The sequence below is a fragment of the Leptospira limi genome, from assembly GCF_026151395.1.
Lineage (GTDB): Bacteria > Spirochaetota > Leptospiria > Leptospirales > Leptospiraceae > Leptospira_A > Leptospira_A limi.
Map to the genome: position 1 here is coordinate 827,819 of NZ_JAMQPV010000001.1, position 12,413 is coordinate 840,231.

The 12,413-nt window shown below is 38.0% G+C and carries 13 protein-coding genes; 7 read left to right on the forward strand and 6 right to left on the reverse strand.

What is annotated here, in order from left to right; all coding sequences use genetic code 11:
• The first annotated feature begins 7 nt into the window (after nucleotides 1-7).
• From motB to ND812_RS03900, 4 genes are read left to right on the forward strand one after another with little or no spacing between them, the layout of a single operon-like run.
• Nucleotides 8-841, forward strand: a complete 834-nt coding sequence (gene motB, locus ND812_RS03885; RefSeq protein WP_012387231.1) for a flagellar motor protein MotB — start codon at nucleotides 8-10, stop codon at nucleotides 839-841.
• A 1-nt stretch (nucleotide 842) separates the two neighbouring features.
• Nucleotides 843-1,370 carry a flagellar basal body-associated FliL family protein gene (locus ND812_RS03890; protein ID WP_002972703.1) on the forward strand — a complete coding sequence of 176 codons (528 nt, stop codon included), beginning with the start codon at nucleotides 843-845 and terminating at the stop codon, nucleotides 1,368-1,370.
• Nucleotides 1,371-1,374: 4 nt separating this feature from the next.
• Complete coding sequence (gene kdsB / locus ND812_RS03895; RefSeq protein ID WP_265374356.1) at nucleotides 1,375-2,115, forward strand: 3-deoxy-manno-octulosonate cytidylyltransferase; 741 nt, start codon at nucleotides 1,375-1,377, stop codon at nucleotides 2,113-2,115.
• Nucleotides 2,116-2,139: 24 nt separating this feature from the next.
• On the forward strand, nucleotides 2,140-2,808 hold the full coding sequence (locus ND812_RS03900) for a DUF1003 domain-containing protein (RefSeq protein ID WP_265374357.1): 669 nt from the start codon (nucleotides 2,140-2,142) through the stop codon (nucleotides 2,806-2,808).
• Nucleotides 2,809-2,841: 33 nt separating this feature from the next.
• On the opposite strand, the gene ND812_RS03905 is transcribed toward ND812_RS03900, so the two are convergent.
• From ND812_RS03905 to ND812_RS03920, 4 genes are all read right to left on the reverse strand, one after another.
• Nucleotides 2,842-4,542 (reverse strand): cation:proton antiporter, encoded by a 1,701-nt coding sequence (locus tag ND812_RS03905; protein ID WP_265374358.1) that lies wholly within the window; start codon nucleotides 4,540-4,542, stop codon nucleotides 2,842-2,844.
• Between the two features lie 77 nt (nucleotides 4,543-4,619).
• Nucleotides 4,620-6,116, reverse strand: coding sequence for a TolC family protein (locus ND812_RS03910; RefSeq protein WP_265374359.1), 1,497 nt, complete (start codon nucleotides 6,114-6,116; stop codon nucleotides 4,620-4,622).
• A complete protein-coding gene (locus ND812_RS03915; protein ID WP_322113672.1) occupies nucleotides 6,113-7,450 on the reverse strand; it encodes an HlyD family secretion protein in 1,338 nt (445 codons plus the stop codon). Before ND812_RS03915 ends, ND812_RS03910 begins: the two co-directional genes overlap by 4 nt.
• Nucleotides 7,451-7,468: 18 nt before the next feature.
• The gene (locus ND812_RS03920; RefSeq protein WP_265374361.1) at nucleotides 7,469-9,697 is read right to left on the reverse strand and encodes an ABC transporter transmembrane domain-containing protein; all 2,229 of its coding nucleotides are present in this window, start codon (nucleotides 9,695-9,697) and stop codon (nucleotides 7,469-7,471) included.
• Between the two features lie 77 nt (nucleotides 9,698-9,774).
• Here ND812_RS03920 and ND812_RS03925 point away from each other — a divergent pair, with 77 nt between their 5' ends.
• The 3 genes from ND812_RS03925 (at nucleotide 9,775) to ND812_RS03935 (ending at nucleotide 11,537) form a co-directional block, all read left to right on the forward strand.
• Nucleotides 9,775-10,380: a YceI family protein gene (locus tag ND812_RS03925; RefSeq protein WP_265374362.1), complete on the forward strand. Its 606-nt coding sequence runs from the start codon at nucleotides 9,775-9,777 to the stop codon at nucleotides 10,378-10,380.
• Nucleotides 10,381-10,418: 38 nt separating this feature from the next.
• Complete coding sequence (locus tag ND812_RS03930) at nucleotides 10,419-10,868, forward strand: GNAT family N-acetyltransferase (RefSeq protein WP_265374363.1); 450 nt, start codon at nucleotides 10,419-10,421, stop codon at nucleotides 10,866-10,868.
• 102 nt (nucleotides 10,869-10,970) lie between these two features.
• Nucleotides 10,971-11,537 carry a hypothetical protein gene (locus tag ND812_RS03935; protein WP_265374364.1) on the forward strand — a complete coding sequence of 189 codons (567 nt, stop codon included), beginning with the start codon at nucleotides 10,971-10,973 and terminating at the stop codon, nucleotides 11,535-11,537.
• A 32-nt stretch (nucleotides 11,538-11,569) separates the two neighbouring features.
• Here the strand turns inward: ND812_RS03935 and ND812_RS03940 are convergent, their stop codons facing one another.
• Together ND812_RS03940 and ND812_RS03945 are read right to left on the reverse strand one after the other, a co-directional pair.
• On the reverse strand, nucleotides 11,570-12,040 hold the full coding sequence (locus ND812_RS03940; protein WP_265359059.1) for an SRPBCC family protein: 471 nt from the start codon (nucleotides 12,038-12,040) through the stop codon (nucleotides 11,570-11,572).
• Nucleotides 12,027-12,371, reverse strand: a complete 345-nt coding sequence (locus tag ND812_RS03945) for an ArsR/SmtB family transcription factor (protein WP_265374365.1) — start codon at nucleotides 12,369-12,371, stop codon at nucleotides 12,027-12,029. The genes ND812_RS03940 and ND812_RS03945 overlap by 14 nt, the downstream gene beginning before the upstream one ends.
• Nucleotides 12,372-12,413: the final 42 nt, after the last annotated feature.

Below are 12,413 nucleotides of genomic sequence, written 5' to 3' on the forward strand. Positions count from 1 at the left end.
CTTAACCATGGCTTCCAAAAAAGAAAAATGCCCTGAATGTATCCAAAAAGTGCCTGAGTTCATGGCAACTTACGGGGATATGGTGACTCTTCTCCTTTGTTTCTTTATCCTTCTGTATACAACAGGGAAAACAGATGCAAAGGAAATGCAAATCATCCTCTCGGCATTTAAATCCACCACAGGATTTTTCACAGGTGGACAAACATTATCAAAAGGATCTTTGGAAGAAATGGGGATGCAAATTGAATCTTTGCCATCCCAAGTGGTAGGTCGTAACTTATCCAAATCTAAAAAAGATGCACAAGAAGTTTTCAAACCAGAAGTAGAAGCAGGGAAGGTGCGAATTTCGGAAAACGAAAGAGGCCTTGTGATATCTCTTGTAGGTGCTGATTATTTTTATCCAGGGTCCGCTATCCTAACGCCTGCTATCCGAGAAACGTTAAGAAAAGCTGCAGGTCTTATCAAAGGACTCGAACGATTTGTTCGCGTGGAAGGGCATAGTGATGATGATGCTGTGAATCCAGTGAGTCGACCTGGTCGTGAAGAAAGAGAATATATCAATAACTGGGATTTGGCGGGAGCGAGGGCAGTGAACGCCACTGTATTTATGATCAATGCAGAAGAAATTGAGCCTAGTTGGTTCCAAGCAGTAAGTTTTGGATCCTACAGACCTCTTGTATTGGAAAATGAAGGTACACCTGAAGCAAAGGCTTTTAACAGAAGAGTGGATATCATCATTTTAACTGAGAAGTCTACAAAACGAGGACCAGGAGAAAGTAAATACGGACTACCTGACACTCGTTTACCGAACACTGAAACAAATGTAGAAGGAGAATTTTAACATGGGTGACCGTGAAGTAGATGAAGAAGAAGGTGGGTTAGCCGAAGGTAGTTCCGCCTCTGCTGGGATGTCCCCCATTGTCAAATGGTTATTGTACATCGCTGCGGCCATTTTTGGAATTATCATTGTAACCGTAATATCGATGTTTGTTGCTCAGAAAACAGCAACAAGTGTTTTCAAACAACAAAAGAATATCTCACTTGTGAAAGCTCCACCTCCTTTGGAAGTTTACACATTTCAGGAAGAGTTCCGAGTGAATACTTCTGATGTTGGAGAGTCACACTTTGTGAAGTTGAAGATGTCTCTTGGATTTGAATCAGGCCAACCAGCACTTTCTGCAGAACTTGCGGCACGTGTGGCTCAAATGCAAAACATTATCAACTTGGTGATAGCTCGTAAAACAAAAGATGATCTAAAATCCATTACGAATCAATTGGATTTACGTGAGGAAATCAAAGCCCACTTAAATCACATTTTGACGAACGGAAAAATCAAAGAGGTTTACTTTACCGAGTTCTTGGTAAACTAGGACTATGTCCGACCAGATTCTCGGTGTGATTCCTGCTCGTTACGCGAGTACAAGATTTCCTGGAAAACCACTGGCCCTCATTGGCACAAAACCAATGATCCAGTGGACTTATACACATGCCTCAAAATCAAAGTCTTTCCACCGTTTGGTGGTAGCAACAGATGACAAACGAATCCATGATATTGTCTTGGGATTTGGAGGTGAGTCTGTTCTCACAAGCCCCGACCATCCGACAGGAACTGATAGAATCATTGAAGTCGCAGAAACGTTTCCTAATTACGGAATCATTGTAAACATCCAAGGGGATGAACCGGGAATGGAAACAGACCTTATTGATGGAGTGGTGAATTTAAAAACCAAACACCGCAATTGGGAAATGACTACTGCTGCTGTTCCTTTTTCTCCTACAGAAGATCCTAAAGATCCTAACAAAGTAAAGGTGGTCTTCGATAGAAACGCAAGAGCCAATTACTTTTCTCGTTCTCCTATCCCTGCTTCCTTTAAAGGTGATGCCAAATACCATCGCCATCTTGGTATCTATGCGTATGAACGTGATTTTTTAATGTCTTATAACCAATTACCTCCTTCTGATTGGGAAACCTTTGAGTCTTTGGAACAACTTCGTGCCTTACAAAATGGTGGAACGATAGGAGTGTTTCTTGCAGAGAAAGCCAATTTAGGAGTGGATTCTCCTGCCGATTTAGAAGTTGTGAAGCGAGAGTTCCAAGAGAAAGGTCTGATTTAGTCCATGGAAAATAACATTTGTTTTGTGTGTCAAAAATCATTCCGAGAAAATCAATTGATCAGCGCCATTGGAATTGGTGAAGAAATAGTAGAATTGATTCATTCTGATTTTCCCGGTTGGAATGAACAAAGTAAAATTTGTAAAAATGATTTTAATCTATTTCGAATGAAGTATATTACCAATTTGGTTGAAGAAGAAAAAGGTAATATTGAAAATTTAGAAAGAGAAGTTATCAAAAGTATTAATGATAACGAAATTTTGACGATAGATACCTCGTTAAAAACGGAAGCAATCACATGGGGTGAAAAAATTTCAGACAAAGTTGCATCCTTCGGTGGAAGTTGGAAATTTATTATCGCTTTTTTTTCTGTCTTAATCCTTTGGATTTTAGGAAATAGTTTTTATCTTTATTTCAATGCCTTTGACCCATACCCATTTATACTATTGAATTTAATTTTGTCATGTGTTGCTGCCATACAAGCACCCATCATTATGATGAGCCAAAACAGACAAGAGGTGAAAGATAGAATTCGTTCAGAGAATGATTACAAAATTAATCTAAAATCTGAAATTGAAATCAGAACCTTACATGAAAAAGTGGATCATCTTTTACTGGACCAATGGTCAAAAATGATGAAAATCCAAGCGATTCAAATCGAAATTCTCAGTGAAATTCGAAGTAAAATCAGATAAGGTTCTGAAACTTCATTTGATCATCCAATTCTCTTAGTTGTTATTTCGCATCCCTCGCGAAATGTATTCATATAAAAATTCACCAGTGATCACACCGGGGATAATTACTTTTTGTGCACCGTCAGCGACTAACTTTTTTGCTTCACCCGGTTCATCACTCGTCAAAATGATTTTTGCATTCGGTGCTAATTTGCTAAGAGTGGAAAGCAAACGATTGTTATTTGTTCCTTTGAGAAAGGAATCAGAGATGGTACAAATGACCATCGAAGCATCATGAAGCCCAATATGTGATAAGGAATCGGGATGAGCAAGGTCAGCATACGCCCACTGGAACCCTTTGTTCGTGAGTTCGTCTTTGAAAGCAGGGTTGTAGTCAGCAATGATGATCCGTTTGATGAGGGATGGTGATAAGTCCTCTAAGTATTCGACAAAGGCACGAGCAATCCGAAAGTATCCAAGTACGATAATGTCTCTCACCATTCCGTCTCCATGACCACCGTGGCCACCATGACCGACTTTCTCTTCATTACTAGCGTCTTCTGTTTGGTCAGAGATTCCCACTCGAGCGAGTAATCGTTCGAAGGTTGCTGCAATATTATGGTTAAACATAATGATGTAAGTAGATAAAACGGATGCTATGATGGTTGAAGTTAAAATGACTGCTTGTAGTTTGGGAGTAATGTGTTCGAAACCGGCACCTAACGCTAAGATTACGAGGGAGAATTCAGATATCTGAGCAAGGTTTAGTGCCGTAAGAAACCCATTCCTTACACCTTTGTTCAGTTTGATGATGACTGGGGCAATGGTGATCATCCTAACAAATAACATCAGCACGATAATCGCAGCAGAAAGTCCAATCACTTCTAAACTGGGAAGCGGAACTTTTAGTCCAAGAGCCACAAAAAAGAGAGTCACAAAAAAATCTCGGATACCAATCAGTTTGGAAATCACATCGGCACCATAAGGAAAAGCTGCAATACTCATACCTGCAACAAGAGCTCCCATTTCCTTGGAAAGACCAGCTTCTCCAGCGATCCCACAAACCAAAAAACACCACATAATTGATGTTAGAAGTATTAACTCGGGGCTACTGGCACATGCTTTGTATAACTTAGCTAAAACATAACGGCTGACACTAAAACTAAACGCAATCAGTAGTACAATGATTCCAACAGAAGATAGAATTTTTAAAATTTCAGGGTTGTTTAGGTTGGGTTGTACACCCATAAACAAAATGGCCCATATATCTTGGAAAACCAAAACCCCAACGGTTAATTTACCTGAGAGAGTGTTGATTTCTACCTTGTCTTGTAATAGTTTAACAACGATTAATGTCGAACTTAAGGAGAGAGCAACGGCAATATAAAGAAGGTCAAATTTTTCAGAACCAATAGAAAGACCAAAAAATGGAAATACAGAATATACAAAAGCAACAGATAAAGTGAATTGTAAGATACCGAGTGTGAACATCGCCTTTCCCATTTTAGCGAGTTCCGCAAGATTGATCTCAAGACCAATGATGAAAAGAAGTAAGATGAGTCCAATTTCGGAAATGAGTTCAATACTTGCTTCGTTGGTAACGAGTTCGAATCCCATCTCTTTCCCAAGCATCGCACCACCGATAATGTAACCTAGGATTAACGGCTGTTTGAGAATGCGAGCAATATGACTCAAAACTGTAGCAAATATAATACTGAGACCAATGTCTTGTAAAAGTGACTCTTCCCCGTGCATAGATACCTTCTTTAGGGAAAATTTTAGGAATTCAGTGAGATGTGAAAGTCGTTTTTTTTTCTACATAAGAAATACGACTAAGGAGAAGGAGAATTTTGCAAAATCGTTGCCGTAGACGCCTGGAAGTTGGCAACCGCGACATGATGATCGTACAATGCCTTAATTTCACGCACTGCAGCTTCCGCACTTGTCTGTTCGCGAATATTCACAAATAAAAGTGTAGAATCTCCCAAGGCAAAACGTTCCCGTTCCATCTCTTCTAGTTTTCTGGCAAGTTCTACTTCATTTTGTGTGACGTTCACTCGTTTGGCTGAAGCAATGACTTCTGAGATTGCGTCTTGTACTTCGGTTTTGATTTTGTCTTTTGAGAATTGTAATTCTTGGTCAAGTTGGGCAATTTTTGCTTCTGCCGCTCCAATCATCCCACGAGGCCTTCTTGTTTGGATGGGAACATTCAAAACTAGTGAAGCTTCTAGTTCCGGCTTAGACCTTGTGACTGAACCAGGCCCTAAGTCCTGAGATCCTGCTACCACCAAATCCACTTGCGGTTTGAGTGAGTTATAACCCATGTCCTGGTCCACTCGAGCTTTCTCTCGTTTGAATTCATAGTCCTGGATTTCTGGTCGGAACTTCCATGCAATTTTGATGCTTTTGTCTAATTCAAGACCTTTGTAATCGATGGGTTTTGGAAATCCTATGGGCAATCTGTCTGTGGTTGGTAAAATCAAATTTCCATCTGCAGCTCGTAAGAATAGAGACAAATCAATTGCTGCTTTTTGCATTTCACGTTCAGCAGATACAAATTGTGACTCCCTTTGTAAAATAGCGCGATCATTATCAGTGCCTTCCATTTTGGGAATGTCACCTAACTTGATTCTTTGGGCTATTTGTTGTTGTCTGTTCTTTGCAATCTCTAACAAGTCTTTGTTGACCAAGTATTCTTGGCCACTTGCAACCCATTTCCAATACCGTTTGGTGGCTTCTTTGATTACTTCAATTTTTAACTTTTGGATTGATAACTCAGCAAGTTTACGATCAATGTCTGCTTTCCTGAGGTCGGCCCTATTTTTATCAATCTCACGGTTTCTCATGAGTGGAACAACAGCACCAGCTCTTACTTCTCCATAATCATTGGTTTCTCTTCTTCCATCATAAACAGGGAATTTTCCACGACCAATGCGGTATCCAGCAAAAAAAGATGTCCCACCAAGCGGAGTTGGCTTTTCGAACACAGTGTCCGCTCCATTATTTGTGTAATAACCAATTGGTTTTGTTGTGCCCATAGCTTTGAATTGTAAATCAAAAGCACCTTCGGCCGCTAAATAATTGTATTCTGTTTCTGTTAATAGTTTTTCAGCAGCTAGAACAAGAGGATAGGATTTCTCAACCGACCGTAATAGTTCAGAAAGAGTTAATACTCCAGGTTGTTGGTTGATATAATCTTGTGTATAAATATTGGGTCCATGTAAGGATTCGAAGGGATCCTTTGTTGGATCCGCTTCCAATAAAAAAGAAAAAAACATCCCAAAAGGGCATAACAACGCCAATAAAAATCGATTTAATAGCGTTTTCATTTTGTCTTTTCTCCTCCTCCATTTTCATCTAACAATGATTTCATTTCAGGATCATCCATTGGTAAATTTGGAGGGAAATCATTGAACCTTCTCCACAATTCATAACCAACACTAACTCGATTTAGAAAAATCCATCCTTTTGCTCTTACCCCTTGTCGGAGGTAACGACTCGATGGCCACTGACGATCTTCATTATCAGGGATCACAAGGACACGGAAATTTCCAGATCCATTGTCTGTGATGTCTACAAGTTTGACTACTCCTCCAAAAGTTCCAACAGCAGTTTCGGGCCAACCACTGATTTGTAAAACTGGATACCCTTGGAATTGTAATCGAACTTTTCTTCCTTCACCAACTAATGGAATATCGTTTCCTGAGATAAATAATTCTACAGCTTTGTCTTCCGCATCGGGGACAAGGATGGCAACTCCATCACCTTCTTTCACTTGTTGTGTGTCAGGATTCACAAGGATTCTCATGATGGTTCCATCTCTTGGAGCAAACACTTCTTGGTTTTCTTGTCTTGATAACCTAGCTTCTAATTTTGGAAGGTCTTCTAAGACTCTCGCAACTTCAGATTGTGCAGATGCAAGTGATGCTTTTGCATCATTGATAGATGCTTCTGCATCTTGTTGGACTTTGCCTGTATCACTATTTAACGCTCGTTCCTCTTTGACAGCAGCATCATAAGTTGCCCTTGCACGATCGAGACCGGTTTCCGCATTTGTATGGTCAAGTTCTGCAAGTTCCAATGTACGTTTGGAGGTTAAACCTTTTTCCCATAATTGTTTTTGGCGGTCTAAATTGAGATTTGCTGTTTTTAAGGCAGCCTTCGCTGCATCTACGGCTTGTTCGCTGGCACGGACTCTGTCTCTTGCCATCATCATACGAGAATCAGCTGCACTCACAGCACTACCTTTTGACGAACGTAAACTTAAAATCCTAGAACGGATGTTATCTTCTCTGGAACGTGCAGCTTCGAGTCTTTGTAAGAGTGCATTTCTTTCTTCTCGGATCCTAGTGATAAAATTGGGATCATTGTCTGATATGTCAATGATCGGATCTCCTTTTTTCACACGAGTACCTTCATGGACATGCCATTTAACAACTCTACCACTTATTGGAGATTCAATTACTTGTTGGCGATCCAGCGGGGCATATGCCACCACCCGGCCAAAACCCATAGTGGTTTGTTGCCATGGAACATAAAGTAAGATGAGAACACTAAGAAAAAAAATAACAGTTAAGATATAGGCTAAACTTTGTGCCGGAAGTGCAGTTTGTACCAATCGATATGATGGCAGATTTTTGCGAAGTTTCCATTTGGGTGACATATTTGTTTTCATAGTGATTTATGAATTAACCTTTAAGGAATGAGAATCATCTTCTAACCTTAGGATTTGGTCCATTTGTCCAAGAATAGTTGGTGATTTGGATACAATGAATAGAGTCCATTCCCGATTTTTCTGGAGCAAAACTTTCAAACAAGAAGTTAACAAAGGTGGAGGTAATTGGTCAAGAATTCCGTCGATCAGGATCAGCTTTGGATTTCCAATGATAACTCTTGTTAGCATTAACAATGCAGATTGGACATTGTCAAATGGATGCCCAAAGGTCAACAGTTGTGTGTGGATTCCTTGTGGTAATGTTTGAATTGTTTTCCAAAGTCCAAAATCTTCTAAAAGATCTCGTATTGTAATCAGAGAAATTTCTTCTCGTCCCACTCTGATATTTTCCAAAATCGTTCCTTCAAAAATTTCATTCCCTCTGATGAGAACTGTATACGATTGAATCTGCTCTTTTGAAACTTCATGGATATTTTGATGGTTGTATTCAACGATCCCTGAGTTTGGTTCTCTTAATCCACTGAGTAAATCAAGTAAGATATGCGCATCGTAAGGTGTATTGGAAGTGACACCTATTGTTTTTCCTGCTTGGACTTTAAGATTGAATTGATTGAATATTTTATGTCCATTGGCTAGTGAATAATCGACACCTGATAATTGAACTTGGATTGGGCCTTCCGGAATTTCAAAAGGAACCGTTTTGGCGGTTAATGTTGGCAAATGGAAAACAGAATTAATTTTATCAACGGCTGCTATTAAACTATAAAAACTATCCAATTGTTTTCCAAACTTGGATATATCATTGAGAACCTTTGCAATCACTAACTCTGCGGCGACTAATTGTCCAATTGTCAATTGTCTATGAATGACCAAATACCCTCCAATCCCTAATACGATTGCACTTGCTAACGCTTGTATACCGACAAGTCCTATGATTTGTTTGATAAAAACAGAGAAGTATTTTTTGCGAGCAAAAAGATAGTCACGTATGATGGAATCTGCTTTTTCAATCGCAAAATGAGATCCAAACGTAGAATGGAATAAAGCTGAATGTCTTGAAATTTCCTCGAGCCATGCAGCTACCTTATACTTCTCCTTTGAAATTTTGATGTAGTTTTCAGAAGCAGGTTTGCCTAATTGGTAAATAACAACGTAACCACCTACAACCAATATAAACAAAGAAAAAACAATAAAAATTGGATGGTAAAATGAGATGAGTACAAACCCAATAACGGTTGTTAGCACAACAGCTAATCCATCAACCAAAAGGGAATGTATAGATTTTTGGATCGTCATCGTATCAAAAAATCGATTCACAAGTTCAGGATTATGGTGTTTGTCCAAGGCATCTTGTTTGATCCTTGGAAAACGAACAGCAAACTCAGTGGCGATCCTAACAAACACTCTTCTTTGTAAAATTTCTACCACATAAATCTGAATGGTTTGCATTGCCCCAGCAAAACCCAAGAAAAAGACAACTAAGAAAGTTAGAATGATGACTGGTTGTAATAAAACTCCGAAGGCAACAATATTGACTAAGGAAGATGTAGCAACTGGAACAACTAATGATAAAATTCCAATTCCAATTCCATAAATAAAAACAATCCAAACATCTTTTGACTCAATGCGTATGAGATGATAAATTTGTTTGATTGCATTTTTGACTGCAGAAGATGTGGAATGAGTTTCCTTTTGCGATGAAAAAGGAAACAATGGTTCTGCGACAATCCAATCCACAACATCCTTCGTTGATTTAATTTCAAATAGTTTAAGAAACTCTTTTTCTGAAATCCATTCTTCATCACCAATATGATTGTGAAGCGGTCGGATGAGGTATGAGGATGCATGGTATCCTAAAATCGCATAAAATTCAGGAAGACCAAGTTCCTTATTTTTAATTTGAAATAAAAAAGGTGCTTCTTTGGTGATATTACTCCGAATTTCCAAAATGGATTTTTGGACGAAGTTAAGTTTAATTTGGTATTGGTGAGAAGCTGCAATTAAGTAATCCAGAAATTCCAGTTTTGCTTCATGCGGGAATTTACTGCGAAGGGATCGAAAACCTTCCAATATTTGACTTGGGACTGATTGAATGCTTAAAGATTCGGCTAAAAAGTCTAAAATGGACTGAGCAAGAGACTCACCAGTCGAAAGTCGTATTGGAAGTTCGATTTCCTTTGCTTTAAAGAGTTGGCTTCGGAAATGGCGAAGCAACGATTTTATTAATTTTAACATGTGAATTTCAATTCGTGCTTTAGACTCCTCTTGACAAAACTTAGTTTTTGATTTTCTATTTTTGGATAGAGGATTCTATGAAAATTTTTTATTCTATTTTAGCTTTATTCATTGTCGGCATTTTGGGGCCAATTGTTGCAGAAGAAAATTGTGAATATGTGTATGATCCCAACAAAACCAACTTAGAATGGACAGCGTTCAAGTTTACTGAAAAAACAGGTGTTAAAGGTAAATTTGATAACATTCAAGTTACGGGAAAAACGAAAGACAAATCAAAGTTTGGTGTCGCAGAAAAAATTCGATTCCAAATTGACAGTTCGTCCGTGAACTCATCCAATCCAGATCGCGATGCCAAAATCAAAAAGTTTTTCTTTGGATCTGTAAAAGGAAATCAAAAATTAACAGGTCATTTTTCAGACCTCACATCGGGAGAAACTGGCACTGCAAAATTACACCTACAATTTGGAAAATTCAAAACATCAGTTCCCGTAAACTTTGTATGGAAAGATGATACGGTAGAAGTAGTGGGAACAGTGGATGTGGCAACTCTTGGTTTAACACAAGGTTTATCTAAATTAAATGCAGAGTGTAATGATTTACACAAAGATGCAGATGGAGTGAGTAAACTTTGGCCTACAGTTGATGTGAAAGTAGTTTCCACATTGAAAAAAGTTTGTAAGTAATATCGTTTTGATTTAAAGAAATAATATTTTGTTAACTCATGTTAGATATTAAGATAAAAAAACTTTCCTCGAATGAGTTGGATGAATTTGTCGCACTCATTCGAGTTTTTGAAGAAGTATTTGAAATGAAACAGTTTCAAATGCCAAACGAGAGTTACCTTCAATCTCTTTTATCTCGAGATGATTTTTTTGTTTTTGTTACATTACTTGATGGAAAGGTAATCGCTGGACTCACTGCTTATCTATTGAGACAGTATTATTCTGAAAGACCACTCGTTTATATTTTTGATTTGGCAGTACAATCAAAATGGCAACGAAACGGAATTGGTAAATCGTTAATCAAAAAGATCAATGAACATTGTAAAAAAGAAGGGATGGAAGAAGTATTTGTCCAAGCAGATTTGGCCGATGAGTATGCATTAGATTTTTACAGATCTACTGGTGGTCTTCCAGAAGAGGTAATTCACTTCACGTATCCTTTAAATTAATTCTTTTCATTTTTTTAGTTCTCTAATTGAGAAACTTCCTCTCTATGAATTTGTTTACATAAAATTGGAATAGAATGATTGTAAGCCATTACGAGGCATTTTATGAAATATATTTTTGTATTCTTATTCCTAATTGTGATTGGGTGTAACACACAGCAGAAAACCAATCACCAAAAGAATTCAAATGAAAACGATACCATTCAGCTCAGTGAATCGGATCTTTACAAAGGTCCCGATTTACTCAGTCCTCCCAATTCTCCTGGATTTCAATATTCCAGTTACCTTCCAATTTCGTTTGATGAGTTCCTTGAACGCGGTTTTAGTGAAGAAAATTCTAAGGGAATGAAAATATTCAATTCGAGAAACAAAATCATTTTAAAACTGATGGCGTATCCAACAAAAAATTTGGATTCGGATGAAATTGGAAGAAGAGATACCTTTGCGCTTTTTTATCCAAATATGAAAGCCATCATTCACATTTATGATTCTAAGTTAAAATTTAAATACAAAGACCAAAATTTTTTATTCATTTTCCAATCCCAATTGGTTCCTTATTTACGATCGGAAGCGAAACTTGGAGATTTAGTAGGATTATTTGTACTACATGCTACCTACGATGAATTTTCAAACACGCATGTGATACTTGTGAATGAATTTCATAAATACTAAATCAATTTTTTATGGAATAACTCCTAACTGATTCACAAATGGATATGTCCTGCTAAGTGCTTACCTGTTTCTAAGTACGTTTTTAGATTGGAAAGAACACTTGGCCATCCAGACGAAATGCCATTAAACATTTGTGGGTCTAAATCTAAGTGAGTGACAGTCAATCGAACAAGTCCATTTGCATAATTGGAAATTTCGAACGTGACTCGAGAGTGTTTTGATTCATCGTCTTTATCTTTCGGTCGTGACCATGAAATCACTAATTTGTTAGGAGGATCTATTTCCAAAACTTTACCTACGATATCAACGGTTTTTGTTTCATCCATCTTCACATGTTTCCACTCCGATCCAAGTTTCCATTCTGATACATTGATATGAGCAGGATTTTTGGACAAAGGATCTGACCAATACTTACTTGTGATTTCTGGATCGGTGATTGCATTCCATACCTTTTCTGGTGTACTTAGAATAAATGTCACATAAACAAAGTTATATTGTTCCATGGCTTTCTCCTTCTAATTGTGTTTTGATTTCGTGTAAAAATCCTAAACGATTCTCTTCAAATTTACGTACCCATCGTTCATAAACTTCGTAAATCGGAACAGGATTGAGAAAATGAAGTTTCTCTCTTCCTTTCCAAACCACTGTTACCAAGTTTGCCTTGACCAAAATCTCAATGTGTTGGGTTGCCGATTGCCTTTGCATGTCGAGTTTTTCGCAGAGTTGGGTCAGAGTTTGTCCATTTTTAGAGAATAGAAGGTCTAGAACCTTTCTCCGGTTCGGATCTGCCATTGCCTTGAAAATGAGGTCTGTCCCTTTTCCTTCTTTTTGCACGTAAATTTATTATGCAGGTAAATACCTGCATGTCAAGGAGAT